At 30.8% G+C, this 26,671-nt stretch carries 13 protein-coding genes and 3 pseudogenes; 7 read left to right on the top strand and 9 right to left on the bottom strand.

What is annotated here, in order from left to right; translation table 11 throughout:
• Position 1: 1 nt before the first annotated feature.
• Positions 2-1,684, top strand: a complete 1,683-nt coding sequence (locus V1503_RS23515; protein WP_410629545.1) for a hypothetical protein — start codon at positions 2-4, stop codon at positions 1,682-1,684.
• A 393-nt stretch (positions 1,685-2,077) separates the two neighbouring features.
• Here V1503_RS23515 and V1503_RS23510 read toward each other — a convergent pair.
• Positions 2,078-3,138: pseudogene (locus V1503_RS23510) on the bottom strand (IS3 family transposase).
• Between the two features lie 316 nt (positions 3,139-3,454).
• Positions 3,455-3,943 (bottom strand): hypothetical protein, encoded by a 489-nt coding sequence (locus tag V1503_RS23505; RefSeq protein ID WP_410629543.1) that lies wholly within the window; start codon positions 3,941-3,943, stop codon positions 3,455-3,457.
• A gap of 257 nt (positions 3,944-4,200) precedes the next feature.
• Here V1503_RS23505 and V1503_RS23500 point away from each other — a divergent pair, with 257 nt between their 5' ends.
• The 3 genes from V1503_RS23500 to V1503_RS23490 all read left to right on the top strand — a co-directional run bounded on the left by V1503_RS23500 (position 4,201) and on the right by V1503_RS23490 (position 7,862).
• Positions 4,201-5,301 (top strand): Ger(x)C family spore germination protein, encoded by a 1,101-nt coding sequence (locus tag V1503_RS23500; RefSeq protein ID WP_410629541.1) that lies wholly within the window; start codon positions 4,201-4,203, stop codon positions 5,299-5,301.
• Positions 5,298-6,371: a GerAB/ArcD/ProY family transporter gene (locus V1503_RS23495; RefSeq protein ID WP_410629539.1), complete on the top strand. Its 1,074-nt coding sequence runs from the start codon at positions 5,298-5,300 to the stop codon at positions 6,369-6,371. Before V1503_RS23500 ends, V1503_RS23495 begins: the two co-directional genes overlap by 4 nt.
• Before the next feature lie 69 nt (positions 6,372-6,440).
• The gene (locus V1503_RS23490; RefSeq protein WP_410629537.1) at positions 6,441-7,862 is read left to right on the top strand and encodes a spore germination protein; all 1,422 of its coding nucleotides are present in this window, start codon (positions 6,441-6,443) and stop codon (positions 7,860-7,862) included.
• A gap of 184 nt (positions 7,863-8,046) precedes the next feature.
• On the opposite strand, the gene cas9 is transcribed toward V1503_RS23490, so the two are convergent.
• Positions 8,047-11,247 carry a type II CRISPR RNA-guided endonuclease Cas9 gene (gene cas9 / locus V1503_RS23485; RefSeq protein WP_410629534.1) on the bottom strand — a complete coding sequence of 1,067 codons (3,201 nt, stop codon included), beginning with the start codon at positions 11,245-11,247 and terminating at the stop codon, positions 8,047-8,049.
• Between the two features lie 582 nt (positions 11,248-11,829).
• On the opposite strand from cas9, the gene V1503_RS23480 reads away from it, so the two are divergent.
• Together V1503_RS23480 and V1503_RS23475 are read left to right on the top strand one after the other, a co-directional pair.
• Positions 11,830-12,309, top strand: a complete 480-nt coding sequence (locus tag V1503_RS23480) for a CAP domain-containing protein (RefSeq protein ID WP_410629533.1) — start codon at positions 11,830-11,832, stop codon at positions 12,307-12,309.
• 328 nt (positions 12,310-12,637) lie between these two features.
• Positions 12,638-12,733: pseudogene (locus V1503_RS23475) on the top strand (hypothetical protein); the annotation flags it as partial.
• Between the two features lie 879 nt (positions 12,734-13,612).
• On the opposite strand, the gene V1503_RS23470 reads toward V1503_RS23475, so the two are convergent.
• The 4 genes from V1503_RS23470 to V1503_RS23455 all read right to left on the bottom strand — a co-directional run bounded on the left by V1503_RS23470 (position 13,613) and on the right by V1503_RS23455 (position 22,889).
• On the bottom strand, positions 13,613-15,934 hold the full coding sequence (locus V1503_RS23470; protein ID WP_410629531.1) for a TULIP family P47-like protein: 2,322 nt from the start codon (positions 15,932-15,934) through the stop codon (positions 13,613-13,615).
• A 438-nt stretch (positions 15,935-16,372) separates the two neighbouring features.
• The gene (locus V1503_RS23465; protein ID WP_410629529.1) at positions 16,373-16,867 is read right to left on the bottom strand and encodes a hypothetical protein; all 495 of its coding nucleotides are present in this window, start codon (positions 16,865-16,867) and stop codon (positions 16,373-16,375) included.
• A gap of 2,806 nt (positions 16,868-19,673) precedes the next feature.
• Complete coding sequence (locus V1503_RS23460) at positions 19,674-20,096, bottom strand: cell wall hydrolase (protein ID WP_410629527.1); 423 nt, start codon at positions 20,094-20,096, stop codon at positions 19,674-19,676.
• Positions 20,097-21,620: 1,524 nt separating this feature from the next.
• Positions 21,621-22,889 carry a hypothetical protein gene (locus V1503_RS23455; protein WP_410629525.1) on the bottom strand — a complete coding sequence of 423 codons (1,269 nt, stop codon included), beginning with the start codon at positions 22,887-22,889 and terminating at the stop codon, positions 21,621-21,623.
• Between the two features lie 499 nt (positions 22,890-23,388).
• On the opposite strand from V1503_RS23455, the pseudogene V1503_RS23450 reads away from it, so the two are divergent.
• Positions 23,389-23,562, top strand: a pseudogene (locus tag V1503_RS23450) (IS3 family transposase); the annotation flags it as partial.
• 424 nt (positions 23,563-23,986) lie between these two features.
• On the opposite strand, the gene V1503_RS23445 reads toward V1503_RS23450, so the two are convergent.
• Both V1503_RS23445 and V1503_RS23440 read right to left on the bottom strand, forming a co-directional pair.
• The gene (locus V1503_RS23445; protein WP_410629523.1) at positions 23,987-25,300 is read right to left on the bottom strand and encodes a replication initiation protein; all 1,314 of its coding nucleotides are present in this window, start codon (positions 25,298-25,300) and stop codon (positions 23,987-23,989) included.
• 983 nt (positions 25,301-26,283) lie between these two features.
• Positions 26,284-26,671, bottom strand: a 388-nt coding sequence (locus tag V1503_RS23440) for a DDE-type integrase/transposase/recombinase (RefSeq protein WP_410629522.1), incomplete at its 5' end; no start/stop codon positions are given.

Here is a 26,671-nt window from a genome sequence, read left to right as displayed (position 1 = left end):
CTTGACCATAACCAATTCTAAAGTAATGATTTGGGATACTTTTGAAGATAGTACGGGTAAAAAGCAAAAGGCTAAAATACCAGCTGGTAGTTTTAGAATGACATTAAGTGATGATAAAATATCAGTAAAATTTAATGATATGCAATGTGAGACAGACTACGAAAACGTAATAGCTCATGTAAGATATTTCGATGACTTTATTTTTTCTATCCAAAGGGGTGGTCCTGATCCTAGTGGGAGTTTTTATAAAAACAGTTTACAGTTGAATTCAACACATTTGGTACCGAATATAGATCTAGAAATTGATGGTGATGGATACTTTGGGGGTATAGGTAATTTGCTATTGAACGCTGCTCTTGGTGCACTTGTAGATGCTTTAGGAGCATTGACTGTTGAAGGGCTTATTAAAGGCGGATATTTGATACTTTCTGATTTATTTGAATCATCTGAGTTAGAGACAGCAGCAATAGCCGAAGAAGGTGAAACTATAAAGTACGACACTCAGCCTGTAGTACAGGGATATCGTGACTTATCAGAAAATATGGGAATAAAACCAGATAAAATCAATAGAATATCTGTTACTACAGATGATGGAGTAGAGTCATTTGATATATTCGGTAAGGATGATGAATATTTATATGATTTAAATGGTACGAAAATAGAATATAATTTAGAGGAAAATACCATTAATAACCGACCAATCATAGATGGTGTTAATACATTAAGAGATACACCTAGATTATATAATGGCGATGACACCCTGCTTGTTCTAAATACAGAAGATGAACCAGTTATAGTATCTCACATTAGCCAAGACAAGACTGTTTATGGTTTCCTAGACATTGATAATCCCCGAATAAGTGCTTTAGGAAAAATAGATGACATTGGAAATTTCACATCTGAATACGATAATCTTGCAGACAACAGTCTGCATAAAACGATGGGTAAAAATTTTATGGAGAAAATAAAAATTGAATTCTCAGATAGTGGTGAGATCACAGAATACTCAAAGTATACGAGCACCAATGAGTTTAGAATCCTGGGTTTTGGTGAGCAAAGCCAACTTATTGTACATGATATAGAGAAAGAAGAATTCCTAGATATTAAACAGGCTGATAGCATAAAAAATTATTTTGAAAAAGTTGGATTAAGTGATGAAAAGATTAAGTCCCTTCCAAAAATAATAAAAACCAATACATTTGATGAAGATATAGTCAGTTACAGTGACGGTTCTTCTGAACCAATATACGGAATTACTTCTGAAGGTGATGTCATTATTAGAACCCAAAATTTATTTGCCGGTAATGTTAATGCAAGTTTAAATTTTATAACAAGCAACACTACTACTCTAAATATACAGAATGATTTTGGTGAGATATTAGGAAAGGAATTATTTCCAAGCGTTGATATGACCCCAGAAGAACTAGAAGAAGAAGCAAGAAGATTTAATGTTGTAGAGGACTTACCACTAAATATTTCAGTGATTGAAAATGACAAACTATTTGTACAGAGTGTGATAAAGAACCTTTCAAAAATTCGAGTACCATTTTATACTGCTTGCGTGGTTGGTATGACTTTGGGATTTTCAAAAATTCCAGGCTATGTTAAAGACAAAATCAAGAACGAGGAATACAGTAAATTTCCTTCTCTAGATGAATTTGGTCATTTGGTCAAAACTGTTTAAGTTCAGTAAAATGGCCAAACTCTGGAGGGTTTGAATTACAAACTGCTTCATTACATTCCTGCCTCCTTTTAGGCGGAAATCTACTGCAAGCAGATGATAATGACATCATCTAATATATAAAGAGAAGTCATAACATTTATGAAGAACAGGACTATTCGATTCAATAATCATAGGTACCTAATAAATAAAATAATGGGATAATATTAAACATATGTGTGTCTCAATCGAAATACATGTCTCTTGTATACTTCAGTAGTTATGGATTATGTATAAATGTAACTCGTACGGCATCATATCAATATACTTACACCTCAAGGGTATTGATATAACCTTAGCTTAATAGTGACGACTATTGGACTTGAGTCAATATCTTGGACACAAAAAGATTAAGTTTCATACAGAGTCTTTGAATAGTCCTTCTATTGCTTGAGGTGTTTTATAAGCGATATTGCTATGCTTTCTTTTTCTGTTATACCATGCTTCGATAAATTCAAAGATGGCGAAATTAGCAGTTTTATAGTCTAGATATTGAAAATGATTTACTTCTTCTTTCATCAATATAGCGTGTGTTGATTCAAAACAGGCGTTATCAAAAGGGTACATCCTTTTTGACTAAAGGAGTGTGTTGTACCGTAAGATTTAATACTGTCAGTAATTACTTGGCTTGTATATTGTGAACCTAGGTCAAGTATGTAGAATTAACCTTTCGGGTGGTAATTGAGTTACGTAAGCGTTTTCTAGAGCTTTTATCACGATTTCTGTTGACATTTCCACAGAAAAGGAATAGCCGACAATTTTTCCGAATGTAAATACACCATCGATTCTAAACCATCCATCTTTCACTGTATACACACATAAGTTATATCAGCCACCCACTTTTCATTAATTGATGAAGTTGGAAAATAAAAATCTCTTTTCAAGATGTTTTCTAGATTTACAACTTTCTCATTTGAACCATGTGGACCGAATTTCTTTTTAACAATAGGATGGTGAATTTTTGGAGCCCCATAATGTCCTTTACTCTCTTTATGGGTAGTTGTCATTTGCTCATTGATTTATCTATTTTCTCTTTCACTTTTTGATTCAACCTTATTTAATGATTGATAATATGTAATGCGAGATATATTCAATACCTCACACATAAGTGATACTAGATATTCTTTCGTTTTCTTTTGGATGAAGCTCGTTAGCTCTTCTGGATTTTCTTTTTCGCGAATATGGCCATAGCTTTTCAAAAATTTCATTCTCCTCTTTAAGACGAAGCATCTGTTTTGTATCTTAGAAATATCATCAACCGTAGGGCTTGAACCATCTTCTGTTTCAATAGGAGAGTACTTCTTATTCAAATGATCCGATACGCCATATTCATTACTCAGTTCTTTGACTGAGCTACTAGAACGGTAAAGTTCAACGGCCATTTTCTTGAAATCTTGAGTATATTTCTTACCCGTAATTTTGTTTCCCACCCGGACACAACCTCTCTATATACATTTTAAGTACTTAACGTTTTTGTGTCCATAAAACTATACTAACTCCATCGTTAATGTAACTTTAAAGTTTTATATAGTATTGATATAATATAAAAGGTTTGATTTCAGCCCCTAATATTACTCTTCCTTGATCTAATATAATCCTTTTTGAAAAGTTTTTTCCCCTTTAACATCACTCTCTTCTCCTGTCTCATCGTTCACCATATCGATCCATCATTCCATTAAAATCATCCCTTATTCAGTTGCTGGTTCTAGGATAGGATTTGTCCCCTTCAGCTCTCTAGCGCCAGTCATATTTTTCCAACATCTCGATTATTGCCAACTCTACCAAGTCTGATCTATACAACCTTTTTGAATCAGCTAGTGCTTCAAAACGTACAAGTATGTCATTTGACAAACCATAAGTACGGCGTATCTTATTTGGCGTATGTAAGACCTTAGAGTTAATAGCTTGATGAATTGTATATAAATTTAAATCAATTATACTATTGAAACTCAAATGATTAGGAATTGATTGAATAAGTACTCTTAATTTTAAAACCTCATCATCTGTTAGGGGTGGAACTTGTTCGTTTGGTTTTATTAATATCTCTTTTTCTAGGTCGCCTTTAGGTACGTTAAATTCCCAACACCTCATAATTTTATTGAATACAATACCTACAGATTGCAAATATCTGCTCAAAGTTCTTGGAGAAACACCAATTTCTTCAGAAATTTTTTTTAATGATTTCCCTTCTTTTAACAATTGAATACAATGTTGAACATTCACAAGGTATCAATCCTTTCTAGTATTAGTATAATCCTTAAGGATATGGAATTATTATTACAGTTCCTTCATTTAATTATTCACCCAAAATGGAATTATTCAGTGAGATTTTACTCCCTCCCTGAAATCATAAATGTGAACTTATCATTCGTTTTGAATTTAAATTTAGAACAAAAATATTGCATATTATTAGTAAAAACGCTCATATTAATGGTATCTACTAATACTTAATTTAAGTTTAGTAAAATAAGGAGGTTGCTATGAATAAAATTGTTTACATAATTATGTTCGCTACCACCTTATTTTTAAGTGGCTGTTGGGATGAACGCTCTCTTAAGGATTTATATTTATCTACTGGACAAGGGGTCGATATAAATGAAGGTGGTAAATTGCAGATTACCTCAATATTCTTGGATTTTAGTGATGATGATGATGGACAGAATGTTATTACAGAAAATTCGCAAACCTTCAGGGGGGCTAGAGATAGATTTAACCGGGAAATTCCAGGTGATTCCTCTTTAGCAAATACAACATTCATATTACTATCTGAAAAAGTTGCTAAGAAGGATTTATTCCCTACTCTTAGTGTGTTTTTCAAATCATCTCAGAATTCAACAAGACCACTTTTAGCTTTAACTAAGGACTCTATCGAAGATATTTTCACAAAAATCGAAAAAAAACGTTATGACTACATGTTGCATCTATTAGAAGAAGCCGACCGTGCAACCATAGCACCAGAAATAAATTTGTTCGACCTGTTTCCAATTATCTTCAGTCAAGGTATTGATTTCTCAATACCCTATTTAGAGTTGCAAGACGATATTAAAGTTAGTGGAATCGCATTATTTCATAAGAATTCCTTCACTGGTACCATATTATATGGTGATGAGGCTACATTGTATATGCTACTAATAGATCAAATAGGTAACACTGCAAGAATGGAAATTAAAGTGGGAGAAATCAATAATAACCCATCTTTTGTAATTTTAGATACTACAAAAAGCAAATCAGAAGTTGAAGTTAATATAGAGAATGAAAAGATAAAGGTAATTGTAAGTTTGTCAGTGAAAATGTCTTTACAAGACTCATCAGATATAGGTGTTGAGGAAATGGATACAAAAGATTTAGAAAAAGAACTTGCACAATTATTGACAACAGAAGCAGAAAGAATTATTCATAAGCTTCAAGATGCAAACTGTGATGCATTCGGGATTGGAAAAACTCTAAACTCTAAGTATCATGAAGTGTGGAAGAAATTAGATTGGGAAAAGGAATATCAAGATGTAATTATTGAACCTATAATAGACGTTCAAATTATTGATTCAGGTATTCTCAAATTTCAAGGGAATAATAAACTATGAATAACAAACAGATACTTACAGCATCTCAACTTACTCTATCCATTGTTTGTACACAGGTGGGGTTATCTGCTTTTAGAATTCAAGAATTAATGCAATCAAATGTTAGGAAGGATGCCTGGATAACCATAATTGTTGGGGGGTTAGCGTTACAGGTTGTGACAGTTGTATTTTGGATATTGTTAGAAAAATTTCCATCTCAGACATTTTTCCAAATTACAGAAAATATTACTGGACCAATATTAGGCAAAGTAATTATTTTTACTTATACAATTTTTTTCACCATTATGGCTAGTATTGAGTTATCAGTTATTACTAGAACTATTTCCATATGGGCTCTACCTAGAACCCCATTTTTTGTTATTTCATTATTAACTATATTAATTGGGGTTTACATTACAAAAGACACTGTTGATACAATAGTAAGATTCCAGAACTGGATCTTTTTCTTAATTGTAATCAAAATACTTATGTTTAGTTTATTAATTAGTGATATTAAGGATTTACAATTTTTATTTCCTTTAGGAAGTAGTGGCTTACTTACTATCATGAAAGAAGTTTCTTCTCCTATGTCTTATTTGATTGGGAATACACTAATGTTTATGTTGTATTCAAAGACAAAGGGGGCTCCTAAAATGAAGTTATATTCAGTATTAATAGCTAATTTTATTTCCATTTTTATTTTCACTTCTCTTTCAATAATGGCAAGTATTATTTATAGTCCTGATCAAGTTGGTCACATCGTTAATCCATTAGTGTATATGTTCAAAGATACTGCAATTTCTATTTTTCAGCGTTTAGATTTATATTTTTTAATTTTACGTTATATTTTCAAAATAGTAGCTTTTGTATCTGTATTTTACTTAGCTTCTTCTGGTGCGAGTTATATATTAAATAGAGAACAACATAAACCAGTTGTTCCTTATCTAGGAATTGTGATACTGTTGCTTTCAATGTATATTCCTGTTGAATATATTATAAGAATGGAGTTTATCACTACTTCTATCTTTGTATATATCATCCCAATACTTCTATTGTTTATATCTATTATATTCAGAGTTAACAATAAGTGAACCGTTTAATGGTTTGATAAACACAAATAACCAGGTTTTAAGCACTTTTATACGAGAGGAGATCTGCAGATGGATACCAAGAATAGATTTCAAAAAAATACAAAATTTAAAGATATTGAAACCTCTACTAGTACGCAGGTTGATTTATCATGTTCTCTATACAAAAACAGCAAATATATCGACTTAATATTTGAAGGTACTTCAGATATATCTAAAAAAAACATTGATTTACACAATTTAAAGGGAGTTATATATTTTTTAGATGTACTTGTAGACGATTCTAAGATTGAAGAAAAAGTGATTAGACCAATCTTATCATCCATAGATCATCAAGAGTTCGATAAAAAATTAACGCTTAGTTCAATAAATAAAACTGAAAATATGGAAGATGTGATTAACTCACTCCTCGATGGAATGTGTGTAGTAATAGTTGACTCTATTTCTACAGCATATATTTTAGATATATCAAATAACACTAGTCGAGAATTTGAAGAAAGTCCTACTGAACAAGTTATTGCTGGTCAACACATTGGTTTTGTAGAAAGCCTTGATAATAATCTATCATTAATTCGTCGGTATATAAAGAATCGTGATTTAAAAATTGAGTATTATTATTGTGGTAATAAAACAAAAACTAAACTTTCTATTGCATATATTAAAGGATTAACGGATTCTTTAATTTTAGAAGAACTGGATAGAAGAATTTCTTCGATTGATGTTGAATCATTACAAGGGCTAGGCATGATTCAAAGATGCCTTGATGATTATCCAAAATCACCATTTCCTCAATTATTAAGAACTGAAAGATCAGACCATACAGTTAATCATCTATTAAATGGAAAAATTGCCTTATTTATTGATGGACACCCAGCATGTCTGATTTTGCCAGTTAACTTTTTTTCCTTTTTTCAATCACCTGAAAGTGTTAATGCTAGATGGACCATAGGAGCGATATATCCATTTATCCGTCTTTTAGCAACATTAGGAGTATTCATCCTCCCTTCTTTTTATATAAGTGTCATATCTTTTAACTTTGATTCAGTTACATTAGAAATATTATTACCAATATTACATTCATTACAACAAATACCATTATCACCTTTAATGGAAGCTTCTTTTATGCTAATGACACTAGAGCTTCTTCGTGAAGCTGCTGTTCGATTACCTCCTGTAATTTCACAAACTATAGGAATTGTAGGAGGGTTAATTATAGGACAAGCAATTGTTGACGCAGGGATTGTCTCAAATCTAATGGTGATAGTAATTGCCCTTACAGCTATCTTAGCGTTTATTGGCCCTTATCAAGAAATGCGATTGACAATACGTTTTATAAGTTTTCCAATTATGGTTTTGTCCTCTCTTTTTGGTTTAATTGGACTTGCTATAGGGATGCTGTTTTTAATATCACATCTTTGCAAATTAAAAACTTTTGGGAGACCATATTTTTCTCATGATGATTTAAAAATACTAATTAGGCAACGTGTACTTTAAGGGATACGGCCAGTAACTTATTGGTTGAAGTGATGAATATTGTTACTTTATATTATTTTTCAGCTTTTTATTAGCTCTGGATAAGGTAGATAGTCATATATCCCTTACTTACCTTTCACTTACTCTATATAGTTATGGTTCAGGTGAGGGTCGACTAACCAGGAAATAATAATAGATAAACTCTCTATGAGAAGCTTAATCTCTTCTCTTTCTTTACTTTAGTTATGTTCCCTAACACATCAACTTGATATTTTTCTAAATCAAGCAGTGTTTTGGAGCCTATTCTAATATTCTTAATAGAACCGTCATGACTATCAACTGTAAAACGACCGTTATTAATATCTATTGATTTATAATAACCTATAAATTCACAAATTGACGTTTTTTCCCCTTCTAATGTTTTTACTTGTTTTTCTTTTTTTAAAGTGAATTTTATCAAATCATTTGGATATAAACTAAATTTGAATTGAAAACTATTATCCATTAACGGCCATTGATTATAAGGCTTGCTATTTGCAACCGCTCTATTTGGTAAATATTTACAACAACTATCTATAACATAAATTGGGACACAATAGTATTTGTTCTTTTTAAAGAAAACATCTGTTCTTAAAATATCTCCGTTGTAAACAACTCCTTTGTCGTTATTTACATACCTAACTACATTTCTTTTATCTATCATTTTTACTGACTTAATAACAGGTCCCTGTTCACCAGATTTAGTGGGTTTTCTTAACTCTTTTTCAAAAGCTTTAGCAGGATTATTTTGAAATTGTAATAATCTTTGTTTGATAGCGTTATAAGTGTATGGATCACTGTCTTTATTGTACATGTCGAATTCACCACTATTATCTAGTCTTATCTTGCTCAAAGGTGTTTTTACACATGTTAATGCAATTCCTTCACCTGATTGTCCAATGTAACGTCTAATAGTTCCCTGATGGGCTATTCCAGTAATCTTTCTACTTGGTGTCCTTGACACAAATACAGGTTTTATTTTTTCGACATCTTTGTTATTAAAGTGAATAGTCTGACGATTTTCTAAATACTGATAGGGGTTATGGCATATCCTCTCTTTTATTTCTTCCGTGAAATTATTCCAAGGAGTAGGAAAAATAACACTTTCATCAACCGTATAATTTGAATCCATTTCTTTTTTATCGAAATATTCAGATAGTTTGCGATTCAGATTTTTGGTTATACTTGAAACAATTGCTGCATCAATCGCATGATCCAGATCACATGATTTGGCTACCTCATTTAATCCCCAGAGTTCTTTAAAATGACAGACTACTTTTTGATTTACGATATGGACGTTTTTATCTCCCCCTCCCTCAAATATTAAATTTCTTTGAAGATAATTAGAAATTCTCAGAGAGGTAAAACCAATCTCTCCAGATATATAGTCTTCAACATACTTTTTTTCCTTTTTTTCTCTAATATCTTGCATTAAAAAATTTTGTTTTTTTCTGAAGTTCATTTTATTATTTACATTTATTAAATTTTCAAAAGTATACCAATCTTTTCTTGCAGATTGAAAATAGTTAAATGGTAATTTATTTCCCTTATTCTGATTTTCAAAAGGAAATACTAAAACTTTATTATCAAAGGTATTATCAAAGCTTTTACTGTACGGAATGATGTGATCAACTGTAACATAATCCTTAATAAATAATTTATTAATATCAATATTATTCTGGGAATACAAACATACTCCTTCTTGCTCTAACCATAATTTGTACTTATCTATATCTTTTTCTTGAGGATTGACAATCCCCTTTTTAACTAATAGTTGGTGAACTTCTTTATTGAATATTTCATTCTGGATCTTATTTCTTAAGTTTTTCTTTCTTTGATTAAAATTCTGGGTTAACTTTTCATCCACCAATATATTGATCTCCGTAGGGAACCCATATTTTTTTACGACCGAATTTACCACCTTACGTGTTTGTGTAAGTGCTCTCTTTATTATGTGATTATTTGAAACCTCATTAGTTATGGGGGGTAAAAGTCCTTTTATATGATGACTATCTTTTACGCGATCTTGATATCCAACTTTTTCACAAGCTTTTTTTAAGGTGTAACCTTTTTCTAAGAAAGGAGTAAGTTTTTTTATAGCTATTAACGAAAAATTACTAATTTTACGGAAGTTTAATCCTTCTAATTGTATTATCAATTCTTCATCGTAACCTTTTTTTGGAGTGGAGGAATTGACCCTCTGATAATTTGATAAATAATTATGAAAATCACCTTTATCTTTTATAAATGTAAGTGCATAAGCAAATACATCTAAGTCTGTTTCTTCAAATATCTCAAATAGTGACTTCCCATATATACCTACAATTACTTCTTTTAAGTAATGAAATTCACTTAATTCAACAAACACTTCTTTTTCACATATAAAAGAGGTTGACCCTGAAGGATAATATAATCCAGAAAAGCGAAAAGATTCATTCAATTTTAACATTTGTCTAATACTACTATATGTAAGCTTTTTAAATTGTAAAGCTAGTTCTAAAATTTGGTTTCTTTGTATACTTGTTAGTTGGATAACTGCAGAGTTTTGTATTAACTTCAACTTGTTTATAGCCTGTAATGCGAGAAATTTTTGGTAAGTAAATGAACCTACAGGTGCTCTTCTTTCATTAACTTCATATCTACAAAAGCCAACCTTCTTTTCAAGTTGTTCTTTTGTGATATAAGGTCTTTGTGAAGACCAAATATCAATATATTCCTTTTCAAATGATTCAGTTGCATATTGATTTTTATATTCTCTCTGTTTTTGAAATATAAGCTTTATTTCTGATAGTAAATCTTCTCTATGGACAGCTCTATAATAGCTATCTGATTTTCCATCTCTATTATTATAAAATTTATTGTCAAGATTGTACATTTCTGCAACAGTTCTATAGTTATTTTGTTCCATTAATTTTTTGTTCTCGTTTATATTGTTAATTAATACCCCATTTTCCTTTGTTTTAAATTTCCCATTAGGATTAAATCCTCTTTTTTTTGCTAAATTAAGCAATACTCCAGCAAATTCAATATTGGATAATTCTCTATCTAAAGCATCTACTCTTAGTTTAATTATATTTTTATAAATAGAATGTCTGTACATAGATTCTAATTGAAAGCTATGTACTAATCCATTACGCAATATTAATTTTTTTATTCTATCAATTCTGTGCTTTTTCCTTCTTAATTTCTTCCTCTCAGACCGCACATGATTACGCGTTTCAGATAAAGATTTTCCATTTTCTGGGTTTTCTGGTGTTTGATACACTCTAACACCAAAATCCTCAAATTTATTCTGTTCATAGTTAGTGACAGACCAACCACAAGAAGAAATGCCGATTGATAAACCCAATCTATATTTCAGAGCCATAATATCCCCCTTTTAAATCTGATTAAAAAAATTCAATGTAATAAAAAATAAATGGGGATATCCAATAGGAAAGCGATCCCCAACGCTACGAGCCTTAATTGCTCTTATTATAGCAACCATTATTACTTAACTGATATGGATAAAGTTAATGGGAGCTATAATTACTAATACTATACTTTTATTATGTACATGAATTAATTTATTTAACCCTTAATTGTATCAATTTATTTAAAAAAAATTTAACGAAGGGTGTCTATTAAAACTAGACTCCACTATATTTTTAACATTTTTCGGGTTTTTCAGTTAGATAATAGGGTGATTTAGTGCATAAACTTACAAAAAACTGACATACTACATTTTGTGGGTATTATCTAATACTATTTTTGCAAAAGGTAATTATCGGGTCATTAAGATGTGAGAATTTTCAATATTTAAGTACAGTCTAGAGATGAGGAAATTATATTTTTACTTAATCATTGATTGGAAAATTCGGCCTTTAGTAACAAATTCAATTGTCGACTTGGTGTCTAAATTTAAGAATATTCTAATACTATTATACTAAGTAGAGGAGGGTTTACAATAGTGAAAAAGCTCTTGTTAATTACCATTATCATAATACCTATAGTATTTTTTGTAAAAAAAAATATTATTGATCCATCAGCTATCAAAAGCATACAATCCGATATATTTAATATGGAACAGCAATTAATTAATTTGGTAAATATGGAGAGAACTAGTCATGGTATGAAGCCGTTAAAAGTGGATAAAAAGTTAAGTGAAATAGCATTAATAAAATCTAAGGATATGAAAAAAAATAATTATTTCTCCCACATAAGCCCCACATATGGATATTTTAATGAAATGTTAACCTATTTCGGAGTTTCATATCAAATTGCTGGTGAAAATATTGCAGAAGGAATATACACCCCTTATGAAGTAGTAAATATATGGATGACAAGTAAATTAAATCGACGCAATATACTAAAACCTGAATTCACGCATACTGGTGTGGGTTACTTAGAAGAAGGATCGGTGTGGACACTACTCTTTATACAAAAATAAAAAATGACTGTATTTTAAATTGCAATTTAAAAACTGTATATAATATCCATTGTCCGAAACCTGTTTAGAGATTACTCTTTAGGTGAGTGTCGTAAAACTATACCACAGGGAATTAAATGTTGAATATACTCAAACTTAAACCCCATTCAGAAAGGCCAAAAGAGGACATGTATTCCCAATGTACTAGATCAAGAATTCACGCAAAACGAAGCATTGTCCGTTGTCTTAAGGGATTTAACATATGTAAAAATCAAAAAAATATATGTGTATTTGTTGACTTCTTTAACCGAAAAAATGTTGGATCAGTCGGTATTAAAGTTTAGAAGAATTAACACGAGAGCTCCATCATCACGTGCGTTGGTTTTACCATATTCGTAATAAAAGCACATTAGGGTATGCAAGTCCTATTGAGTACAAAACTTGACACCTTAAGAAAATTGTCTAGTTCGGTGTTGTCAGTCCACTTATTAATATAGCCTAGTCACTTATAAATTGTTAGTCTTTTCCACATAGGAAGTGCCCACTTCAAACAGCCTGAATGATGTTTATTGGTGTTGTAGTTCTACCTTTATCACTGTTGTAATCTCTCCCTTCATTATTAATGGTAAGCTTTTATTAACACATATTTTTAAACAACTAGGACAAGTTTGTGATTTGGCTGGACTGAGTGTAGTGATGTGTTAATAAATAGCTTTTATCTGTACCTGTGAACAAAAAACAAAATGATAGTTATTTAATGAAACAGTAATTTTAGTTATTCTATATTCTTCCATATTTTTATTTTCAGTTTTAACGCTATACTGCAACAAAAGTATCTGAGCCTTTCAGGTAATTAATGTTGCAAAAACTACACCTCATCTTTCAACACTATCATCCAACACATAATGGAATGAGCTTTCCCGCTCGGAAAAGCCTAATGATGGATATAAAAAAGAGCTAAATTAATCATCAAAACGGTTATAATGTTGCGTCATCTTCAGGTATTATTGGTATGGAGTTACCTGGAGAATTATTTATATTTACTGTGAATACAAAAGGAATAGTAAAAGACGAAGTAATATCCCAAAATATTGATAAAAAAAGATGACTTGTAAATTCTAGCCATCTTTTTGTTCATACTTTCATACCAAACAAAGGAATACCTTCAATTGTTCCAACATTCTATACATGTTAAAAACCTGATTCATGGACTTTGTTTATCGTTCTATCCTCCCATACTATGACATAAGTGTTTTCACCGACTTAATCATTAGCTGATCCTTGTGCAGATGTCTCATATTTAATTTATGAACCCTTTAAACCATTAAATTCCACCTGTACCCCCTCTAATGTAAAATGATTCTGATAACCCTGCCTCTTCTACTGATAAATCTTTCAAACCATTCCAAGTAATAAAATTTACACTTAAATCATTTACAAAAGAGGTAGCATTTCCGGAATAAAGAGAATTACGTACAGATTCACTAACCTTAGAAGTAACTTTATCAATTACGATATCTATAATCATAAGAGGTACTGCTCCAGCTAAAATTCCAAGTACATAATCATACCATGGTATATGTTTTTTATAACTTATAGATGGATTAGGGTCTTTAACAAAATAGATTTCTTTTTTTATTGGGTCAAATCTACATTTATTTTTACTTGAAATAGTAAACGTTACGGATGCGTTAGCTAAGCCAGTAACTGAAAATTCACCAGAAGCTTCAAATAGAAGATCATTATCTTGTACAAAAATACTTAATGAAGTCAACTTGGGATGGTAGGTATCTGCACCCCACTTTACTGTACCACAGCTTAAATTCCCATTATTTTGTATTTCCCCTATTGTTCCTGTGGTAGGGGCATATACAAAGTTAGAAGAAGTTGCGCCATTCCCAAATGAATCTGGTAATTCACAGATAATCATATTTTTTAAAAACAATTCATTTGATATTAACATAAAAACCCCATAGTTTTCTTTTAGAAGCGTTGAATCAATCGCTTCTGGCAAATCGTCTATATTCTTATTTGTATTTACTGACAAAAGAGATAAATATCCTAACCCCCCCTTTGATGGTTCTTGATAGAGATACTTCACCATTTTAGGAGCTAACCAACTTAGTTCTTCTGGAAGTTCATTAACCTTAAATTTATTTGATGAAGTGATATCATTTTCCTCATTTCGGTTATCTTTCTCCAAACTATCTTTAGGTGAAACGAAATTCTCCTCATTTTGATTATCATCTAATGAATTTATTATATAAGTATATATTGGAGAATCATAAGCTAAGTCATCTTTGGTATACGTATAGTAGACTGTAATCTTATTACCTGAACTTACATTTGGAATGGTATAATTCCAAGAATTATCATCCTTCTGTGAAATTTTTATATTTTGCTGGACATCTTCATTCACTGTGTAATGAATATCTACAAAAGATGACAATTCTCTTGGAGTGAATATAAATCCTACAGTATCGTTCCCATCAAAAATATCAATTGTATAGTCACCTTCATTAATTGTATTTCTACTTAAGATAATCTCTTCTAAGTTTGATTTTACTGTATAACTATCTACCGGAGAATCATAGGAACTAGAGTCCACTGTATATGTATAGGAATAGCTTATTACACTTCCTTTAGCTAAATTCGAGATGGTATAGATCCATAATTCATCGTACAGTAATGTACCTACATTTTGTTGGACTTCATCATTTATCTTATAATGAAAATCTACAGAAGAAGCTACTGCTTTTGGTTTAAAGGAGATGGCCAGCTTCCCATTATTTTCAACCAATTCTATTTCGTAATCGTTTTTGAGAATTTTTGAATATGATGATACCGTTGTTACTTCTATAGAACATTCCTCAGACTCTGCACCATCCTCAGCGTAAGATTTAATTGTATACCTATATGAAGTGTTAGACATGAGATCTGAATCTTCATAACTTGGTGTAGTAACTGTTCTTTCAATACCATCATCTCTTAATACTTTATATCCTACTAAGTTCAAGCTGTTAGTTGGTGGTTCCCATTTTAATGAAACACTTTTATCAGTTTTCATCGTAATCTGTAAGTTTTTCGGCGGATCCACTATGAGGGGCTGAACGGGTGGAGGAGAATCTTGTAAACCATTAAAACTTACACTAGAAAATATATAAGATAATTGAGCTTTATTTTGTAGAAATAACTTTGGAAATAACCCATTTAGTATGCCCCAAGCAATATTAGATGCATCAATTTTATTTGTCTTATCTGGTGTAACGGTCGTCACTGCACCAGGAGTCGTATCTCCAGGTTGATTTCCAATCACTTCAACATTAAATTGAAGGTTTTTAACATTTGAAATTGATACATTGTCGATAAATTTTAACTGCATTTCCATTATTGGCTTGATACCACTTAAATCGACAGCTTCTGCAGTCCCGATCTTTAAAAACCCACTTTTTATTGGTATTTCAAATCTTAATAGCGAATTTGATCCTCCAGACACGATCTGCCAAGCATTAAATTCCCCAGAAAATTCTATCGCATCTTCTACAAAATGAAATGAAGAAATAACCTTTGACATATTAGTCTGTAGTTGTTGATTTATTTCATTTATAGAACATACATTTATTACATCCCAACCTTTAGTATCCATATTCCACATCCTAATATTAGTATTGTTTGTTACTAATGCTCTAAACTAAGCTAAGGCATGATTACAGATAACATATAGAACACATGAACAATAACCATAAAGTATTAATAGAGTCCTTGTTATTTTTATACTTAAACCTTTTAAATTTTCAAACATAACTAAGGTTGTTCAAGAACTCAATTTAAAAGCAAATCGAATGGTATGATACATTTTTCAATAGATGCTTTTTCTATGTAAACTGTTTTTCATGAAAGTACCTAAATGGATAACTAGTAGTATCAGTAAATTATGTACTTATTCTACAATCCCACATTCGACATGACCTCTAATTAAGTAGTTGTTGAAATTCTAGGGAAAACGTTGTCCCTTGTGATTGATATCTATTATACGAAGGTATATCATCTTCAATCCATTTCCGTGGTAAGAGTTCACAGTGTATTAAACTTTGATTAATTCTGCTCCTGAGGCTAGGACAACAGGCCCTACAGGTAGTCCGGATGCTACCTTTGTTATTAGTCCTACAGTGGTAACAGTACCAGATTGAACACCTGCAGGGTAGATAGTAGCTGTGACACTATTTGGAGTATTATCAAAGAAGCGACTTACAGCACAATACTTCCATTCGCTGGTCAAATCAAATTTCCTGACGCTTTTTGGTACACTAAAATCATCCGTATTTAAAGGAGCAGTGTCTAAAAGTAAATAAACAAATTGTGCTTGCGAATCACCTTTCATTTTCATCCATAGTCCAAAGGTATAAGTGTCATCACTTGGTATGACGTCGATGGTTTTGCTTACCCCTACATTCGGTGCACCCGCTGCTATTTCAATCACTGGTAGTCCATTATAAGATTCATTAGTATTTTGAATAGTTGCTAGATCGGAGCTTTGGAAATCACTGATATTTATAGATATCCTTTCTTCATTGCCCATTAAATTTGATCCTCCTTAGAATGTATAAGAGTTTTCAACATCATAAATTGATGCTGGATTGAATGGAATGTCAACTTAGGAATTGTGATCGTACTCAGAGCTAGGTACTCCACCTAACCATAATATATTTTCTAACAATAGATACATCGTGTATCAAAAGAGTTAATGATAAATTGTTCACATAGAAAAGTTCTTACTATTATCGAAACACCTAAATGTAATAAGGTTCATTGTGTTAGAAATTATATTGTATTTCTGTATCAAACCGAAAGGCACTATTCCAAAAAAGGAAATAAAGTATTAGTAGTACCCTAAAATTATAATTTCCAATAAACATTTTTTTATACTAATATGAAAAAAGGACAATACAGCAAGTCCTACTCTCCCTGTATAAGAACAGGGTATTGATAGTTATGTATATGTAATTTTTATTTGGGTGTTCATTATTAAATGCACGGTCAGCTATGACTGTAGTAAAAATATAACCTGTATCAAATTTTGCTTGGGAGTATAGAAATGAAAACTATATAAGTAAAATTGAAATATTATGAAAATAATTATATTTTCTTCATTTTTTAATCCTTTAAAATTTGAGAAATTAATATCCAACCTTATTTCTACATGTAATTAGTCACCTATTATTTGGTTATGTTGTAAAACTCCATGAAGTGTTAGATTTCTGTATTGTTACTTTGAGTGCTCCCCTACACCTTCACTCAGCTTCTTTCGTATACGTTCTATGTATACTCAGACAAAAAGAATAGTGGATACGATCATGAGAGAATTGAAATAGGGTTAACTCCCAACAATTTTGATATTCTAATAATAGACAAGTACAAACTGTATACAATAGGAAAGACCGAAGGTGCTAACACATCAACGGTCGCACACAATAGACCATTCCCTCAGTGTACCTGTGCTTAAATCAAATGAAATAGTCCGCCCTAATTGGCCCCACCTAGCTTTTAAACAAAAAATCTCCAATTTGATTGTTTGATGAACTGGAACTAATTGACTGACTAAATCATTGTGTTGAAATATTCTCCTAATATGTTTGAAATCCCCAATACTTAGTTGTGTCAATCCGCCCTAGTCTCTGTATAATACACCTCCATAGTTTTTAACACCTTGTGTATCTATCAATACATCATCAATATATAATTCAAGTTTAGATGTATAGGTGTCACTTAAGTTATCATGTTAATAAACAACAATATTCCTTATGTTTTTTTGTCCCTATAAATTTTTTTCGTAATTTGCTGAATTACCACCACATTCTGTTCCCCCAATACATTTTCTCGGTATAGCTATCAACTTGTATCGGAACGTTGATACTCTCCATTGCAATAGTATTCTGAGAATGTGTAGAACATTTGCATAAATGTTAGCCCTGTTCAATGAAGAACAGGGCTGGACTCAGAGGAATTACTATCACCCTAAATGAGGGAGCATAGCGTAGGTGGACGATACGCTCCCTCATTTAAAGTGTTATATTATTATAATTTCTAACAGAAGGGGCCGAGGGACACGTAGGCTGAATACGTTTTCGTTATATGTCATCATAATCTGAGGAAGAATTATATGGCAAACGACGGCCCCTTCTGTTAACAATTATTTATTATGGCTTTGTTACCTTAAAGGGTACTCGGAAAAGTATTAGCTAAGTTCTTTAAATTACAGATAGCTTTAAATGATACTGTTCCTATCTTATAGAATTATGTTTTATAATTTCTAACACAAGGGGCCGTGATTCTAAAATGAGTTGGCCGTTCACTTACTTAACGGAAATGCTAACTTGTTGAAAGTTGACACAAAACATCTATATGTAAAACAGCCCCTTGTATTAGTATTAAATTTAAAAATAGTATTAGTATGATCCTTAATATAATTCCCTACGAATTTCTTTTTATACATATTTTTAAACAAAAGTCGTTAAAAGGAAAAAATCTGCCTTCTTAAAAAATGAACAACAATAATTACAGTTGTACTCATGTTTTCTTCCTGCTGTTTTAATTCAATTCAGCTTCAACATTGTTAGAAAGGCGTTCCATCAACCTTCAGATAAAATACGGTGAGGGCTGTTTTTACTATACCAATCTTATGTTTTTTAACTCGCTCAATGTACAATGGATTTCCACAACATACTACACACCCATCAGGTTTATCCTTCAAATAAGTTGAGTAATAATAGGTTCAAATTGCGAACTTTAACCTACAACTGTATCTTTCAATCCAAATGGTTATCCACCATTTTTTATTCTTCTCCATTACGATCACATTATAAACAAATTAGATTTTTCTTTATTCTCAATCTTTCCCTATTTGTTCAAGAAATTATAATCGATAGTGATAGTAAAATTATCCAACAATATCCCATTAAATATTAAGATGGTGTTTAAAGAAAGATGAATTGAAGGACATTGAATCTAATATATTCCACTTATGCCAAGTTCTTCTAAAGAAAAATAGGAATAAATAACTGTGGTGAACATTTATTAAAATTAGGTTACGAAGGATCTTTCAGAACTATGAAATCAAAGCACAATTTATTTTATACATATAAGTATAAAACAAAAGAACATTTCTTTTTTCAGCTACGTCTTTAAATAATAAAAAGAAAGGTAACAGTAAAAACTAATACAAAAGATAGGGAGTATGAAAGCTCCAGAAGTGGGGAATCAGTATAGAAACAGAGTAAATAAATCTAAAAGGGATAATTGAACAAGGTTCAATTATCCTCATAAATGAGCTTTTAAAAACTTGATTATTCTCTGCAAACTAAGTCTGATAAGTTCACAAAGGATATTTAATATACCTCAGGGCAATTTGATTCTACAGGAGCAAAGAAACAATGTGATTTATAGCGTCCAGTATTCCATTGATTATACCATTGGGCAGGACAACTTCCTTCAGGTTTAAAGAACCATAATGCATTAGTAGCTGGATCAAATCTGTCTCCATTGATTACTCTTTTTGCTAATTTTTTATCAGATCCTCTAGCACGTTGATAAAAGTACCCTTTGATTGTTGCTTCGAATCCGCCAGGGCGTTGGTATATCATTTTTGAGATTGATTTAATATCCTTAAAATCTAAACAACTGGCTTTAACCCTATTTACTCCAACATTTCCAACCATGAGCATGCCAAGTTTACCCTCTCCTTCTGCTTCAGCACGGATTAATCGTGCAAGTAGTTCTACATCCTTTTCTGTAAAAGGGATTACTGCCATTTTATTCACCTCACTTAAAGCAAAGTGTGTATTTTCAATGATTACTTAACAACATATCTTCTTATAAGTAAAGACAACTTTTCGATACTCCATTATAAATCATGATATTTCTTAGTGCATTGTCAAAACTTTTTAAACACCTCATATCCTCTTTGAAAAAACTTAGTATAAGAAGTTATAAAAAGGGAATTATAAATTTAATGGGATATACTAATACTAATAAGTATAAAAAGACTTACTCAAATTTCAAGTTTAGTCTTTAATAAACAACAATTAATGTGTAAAGTCGGGTGATAAAAGATGTCAATTGAAATATGGAACGTAATTGTAGCAGCAATTCAATTGAATTTCATAATTATCTCTATAGGTTTTGCAATCCTCCTTCCTGTTATATATATAATAAATTGAGTTTATGCGGACTCATTTTTTTCCTCATGATACAATTTTAGATTACCATCATGCGAAATACTTCTGATTTACTATCCTTCCCCCCTTCATTATAAAGTCTTGATAAAAAACTGTGATTTAAAATAGTAAGAAGTAGAAGATTAAACCGTATTTTATGAGTATGTAATAACAGCTTTTCTATATTACATTTTTGGAAATAATTCACCCTGTTTAAAAGAACATGGTTGGACTTTGAGGATTTTCACCGTTCCCTCAATTTAATCATTATATTATGTATAATTTCTAACAGAAGGGGCCGTGCATTTACAAAGAGGTGGACACTTGCTGAACATGAAAAAGCATACTTAAAGAATTTGATGTTATGAAACGGCCCCTTGTATTAAAAATTATAATTAAAAGTATTAATACAAGCCTTAAAATTATAATTTCCCTATAGTCCCTTTCTTATACTTATTTTTTAAAATCAGAAACAATGTGAAAAGATAACAAAATTGTAAACCCCACTCTATATTTGAGAAGAAACTTTTTTGGAGAAAGTGTATTTATTGTGGACTTGAAAAAATATAATGAAATTAGTGAAATTGTGCATTTTCCTGCAATTATGATATTCTAACCGTAAAAAAGTGGTAACTGTATACAATAAAAAAGACCATAGTGCCCTCTGCACTCATGGTCATACTACTGATGCTTAGGGAGAGATAAACTTGCGCTAAGCCAAAAGATTTTGATGTGCCATCTGTGGTAGGTTGAAATGTATTATAATTGTATGTCCATCTGGTTCCAGTACTAGCAATTACTGAATCATTCTCTACAATTGTAGCCCTATTTTCTACAAATGTATCACTCGCAAAGAGGTTATAATTATCAGCTTGCCATGTGATATTAATATTGCATTACTGTCTTTGCTAGTACAAAAATTGTTGTCTGTTTACTATAGACAATTTGCTGTACTTATTAGAAAACAAAGAATTTGTATTAGTGTAATAAAATAGATTTGAAAAAGTTTGTACAGTACCCTATGGTCAGTTTGATAAAACTTTAAGTATAATGTGGTAAAACACCAATTTTAAAAATCAATTCGCAATTAAAAATACAAAAATGAACTTCTCAAAAACACTAGTCAAAGTTAAGCTGGCTAAAATATCTATAATTTAATTCTGGATTAAAATAATGCTTCCTTTTTATCCAAATAAGACCGTCATTTTTAGAGATACAGGCAACATCTATTGGCCCACCAACTGTTTCAGTAGACATTGTAACTTTCTTCTTTAATGATGTTAAATTTATTAATGTTTCAGCTACTATTGCCATTTCTTCCTCAGGCATTTGTTCAATAGTTTTAAGAATAGGTGCAGTACAATGGTGGTTTTGGTACATTTGGATATTCTGTTTAACTACATTGTATAATTGATAAGACAATTTAACTAAACTATGTTCTTTATCTTTTGGTAAAGTAATACCTAAATCCTCAGTGAGAATATTTGGATATTTTTCTAAGATGATAGTTCGGAAAGATTTAAGTATTTCTTCTTGTAGGTTCGGATCAATACCTAACATAAAAGTTTCAATCATCTCTTTTTCAGCAAAAGTTTTTAGTGCAACAGCTTTCTTCTCAGAAGATATAGTTGTACTAGATTCCAATTTTAATTTTAATATACCTTGAATTATACCCTCAATTTTATATTCATAAAGTGATGGAAAGATTTCTCCTTCTCCATATCCTGTTATCACTACACCTGTAGATGTATCTTCATAGAACTCTCTAGCTAAACAAGAAATCAATAGCTCCTTTATTTTTTTTCTGGTATTAGATTGTACTTCTATATTTAATGTGTCATTAATAAGGTTATCAAGTATCGCATCAAGTGTTACTAAATTCCTTTCTACAAACTTTTCATTAAAACCTTCGCTAAAAGGGATTTTGTTAATAACCATTGATAATAGACGATCTAGCTCACTATGAATAACATTAGCAACAGTTTCATCCTTTTCATTTTCCTCCATTATTTTATCGACACCGGTTAAGAATTTCCTTAAATAAACTCCTAATGTTTGAATAAGGTGCTTTTCTCTAGAATAATTATTATTTAGTAATGGAGCTTCTCTTATATATTTAAAAAAATCTATGCAATATTCCTTTAAGCTATCAAATGATATATCTCTTAAATAATCCTTTCTATAATACTTAATTATGGTTTCCCATGGTATACCCATTAAGTGTGCAGAGCCATAAATCATTATACTAACAGGGTTGTATTCTGATAATTGGAATAACTTATCCCCTGTATTAAAAACTTTTTTGTTGTTATTACCTACAATTGTTAGAGAGCTATCAGTAGCTAAAGCAATGCCATTTTTATTTAAAAGAGCTAGTTGTGCGGTCACCAAATCACCTCTTATTTAATTTTTGTGAAATAATACAAGAAAAAGGTTCTTATTAATACTATTATTAATATTTTTTTTCGATTTATTCGAAATAATATTATTTAGTATTAAAATATCCTCTAAGAGTGTATGCCTAAGAATGGGAAATTTGGTGCTGTTAATTGTTTTAATTCACCTCCATTCCCTAGAATCTAGTTTTTCGTTAAATTCTCTTGCTAACCAAGGAATAAATGAAAGTAAACTTCGAGGAGAATTGTACATTTGTGAGGGATAGAAACATTTAATTAAATAAAAGAAGTTATAGATGCTAGGTCTCAAATTAAAATAAATGCTGGTTATGGTAAAGTGCCACTACGTTATACGAATAATTCATATGTCTTTGAGAAATATTCAATGTGTGGTAAGTATATTTTTCGTTTAACAACCCTGCTCATATTAAAATGTACCCTATAGAGTAGACACTATAAAAAAGTCTCTCTATAGGGTACATTTTTGTATAATGGAGAAAACTATGAGTAAAAAGATTTTTTCGGAGAAAGAGATCAAATTTTTATCTTCTAACATTTATGTTAAATCAGTAAGCTCAAAAGGAATTACTTATACAGAGGATTTCAAACATATTTTTATTACAGACAAAGGCAAGTTTCCAAGAGAGCTATTCGAAGAAAATGGTATAGTAAATATTATATGCTTATATAAAATCGAGGACTCCTTGCTTCTCTCCCTTAGCATAAAAAATAACATTACGGTAGTTATAATTTCATTTGTTCTTTAATATTCGTTTTTCATCAAATGTCTTTGGAAAAATACTGTTCAATTACAAACCTATCAGTTTCATGTCATTAATTTGTTGATGTACTCGGTATGACTTTTCTGTAGTAATATTTTTAGACAAAGAGGTAAAAGTGAGTTTTGGCTTACACTAACAGTCAGAGGATACACACTTAACCTCCACTCGTTTCGCATTGATTCCATTTGAAGTGGGAGTCTTCTGACCGAAAAATGATAAAAACTAACAAAGAAGCCATACTAAGCTTAGTAGAAACACTTTATATGTGTTGTAACAATGCCTCATATGGCCACTTTTTTCAATCTTTCTAATATGGCATTTCATCGATATGATTTTCATACCATTTTTTATATAATTGTATTACCTTCGTTTTTTCTAAATCCAATTCAGATAATGGAGGTAATCGATTGTCTATACGATATTGATTAATACTATCAAATTTGTTGAATAAGACTTTCTCTCTTTCTCTAGCTATTTCATCAACATCTGCTTTCGTTTCTGGATTTACTTTCTTAATCATTATAATGAAATGATCATAAAGTTCCTCCAGTTCTTTTATATCTTTACTAGTTAACTCTTTTATTCGACTAGCTACGTTTCCGATTGCTAATTTATATAACGGATTATCATTACTTTCTACTTCATATGAAACCTCCGCATAATTGTTTTCAATAGCTTTCACTATATAGCCTGCAACATTACCTAGGACTTGATTATCCATTCGCATGACATAACGCAGATTGTCCTCTATATACTTTGGATGATACTTTTTAATAATTGCTACTGCTTTTTCTCTTCTAACACCCTTGGATACTAAACGACTCAACATTAGTTGTATATCGTAATCTACTGCTTCCTCTGATATATTCATCTCAATATTATTCGTATTTTTGTAGATGTAGAAAATAAATGAATCAATGGTTCTACCAATCTTTTTATGTACTTCATATTCAAATCTTATATCTGTTTTCTCACTAATTTCCTTTTTCGCTTTCTCAAGAACAACTGAACGGAAATTTTTCATGAGCTTCAATTTATCATCGGGTATACCTAATAAGTGTCTCAACTCTTTTACTTTAATAATCCGTTGATGCCAAGGCTCTCTCTCTTTTAATAGTTCATATATCCTCCAGGAGTATTCCGACCTTAACTGTAATACGTTATAAAGTTGATATTTAGTATATGACTTTAAATTTAATAGAAATTGAGCCAAATCCTCAGACAATTTAATTTTTATTTGTCCCTCTTTATACGATGCTCTTTGTACCCAATATATATCATCTATTACAAGTTTATTGTTTTCTGTTCGTTGAATTGATAGCGGCTTATTATTTAAGCCTTGAACAACTTCTCTAATTCTTTCGTAGAATCCTGTTTCTGAAATGCCAAATAAATGCGCCAATTCCTTTGTCTGTAAGGTATATGTTTTAAAGTCCTTATGTTCAGGCTGAACCAATGAAACTAAAGCGTACAATAGTCTTCTCTCATTAATTGATAGGTTCTGCCTCATATTAATTAAAGCATTGGATTGATTGACCCAATAATATGGTTTAATATCTGCTTCTACCAAATCAGCATCAAATGTAAGTTGCTCCTCTTGTATTGCTTCTGCATCCACCATTTTCTGCCTCCTTAACACATAGGTATAATTACAATATAGTACAAATAATAGTAATAATCCACGTTAATTTACAAAGTTTGATATCCTGAAACGAAAGAAATCTCTTATGTCTACCTATTCGGTGTAATGAAAAATTTTAATATTAAGTCAAAATAGTATATGTCTACCTTAACGGTGCGTAAAAACCTTTTATTATTAGGTATTTATGGAAATATGACTGCATTTTTGGTAAAAAGGAATGAATGTCTAAAAAAAATCAGTTTCATATGTCTACTTATTAGATGCTAAAATTTTTTTTACTGAACAACAATCTAACATCGTTTTACTAGACATATATATTACTTATTTATTCTCTAAATGGATCTTATTCTTCTGTTATTAAAGATTTACTTTGGTAAATATAGTGATTAGATGGTTATTATCATAGATAATATAAGAGTTAAAGACATATAGCTACCTCAATGATGCCGTGCCACTATTTAAGAAATCGTTTTTTCGTTTTCTAATTTATATGTCTATCAAAACGATGCTAATAATCTTATGGAATGAAATTTTCTTAATAAAAATGGGTATATTTTCTAAATATAACTATATAATTTAAAGAACTAGACAAGAATAATCCAAATTTTACCCTTATCCACCGAAATCATAGACATATTATCTTGTAACAGATACCTTCCTATCGTTTAAGTAGACGTATCACATCGAGTTAATAGACATATTACACTAAATTTATAGCCATATAATATCGATTTAATAGACTTATTCACCGAAATGATAGACTTATCACATCGAATAGGTAGCTATAAAGTCCTTCCATCCTTACTCTCCCAAGGATTATAAATCTAGTAAACAAATAAACAAAATAAAAACATATAAAAACATATAATAACAATATAAACATAGACAAATATCAATCAACTCATAACTCCAACCTTTATATTGGATTTGAGTCAATATCTTGGACACAAAAAGATTAAGTTTTATGCAGAGTCTTTGAATAGTTCTTCTACTGCTTGAGGTGTTTTATATGCAATGCTACTATGCTTTCTTTTTCTGTTATACCAAGCTTCAATAAATTCAAAGATGGCGATATTGGCAGTTTTATAGTCTAGATATTGAACATGATTTACTTCTTCTTTCTTCAATATAGCGTGGAATGATTTAATACAGGCGTTATCATAAGGGCACCCTTTTTGACTAAAGGAGTGTGTTATACCATAAGATTTAATACGGTCAGTAAATGCTTGGCTTGTATATTGTGACCCTAGGTCAGTATGTAGAATTAACCCTTCGGGTGGTAATTGAGTTGCGTAAGCGTTTTCTAGAGCTTTTATTACGACATTTGTTGTCATTTCATTTGAAAAGGAA

It is taken from the genome of Nanhaiella sioensis, assembly GCF_046557775.1.
Taxonomy (GTDB): domain Bacteria; phylum Bacillota; class Bacilli; order Bacillales; family SM2101; genus Nanhaiella; species Nanhaiella sioensis.
The sequence above is the reverse complement of the archived record's forward strand: the minus strand, read 5'-3'. Positions and strand labels throughout refer to the sequence as shown.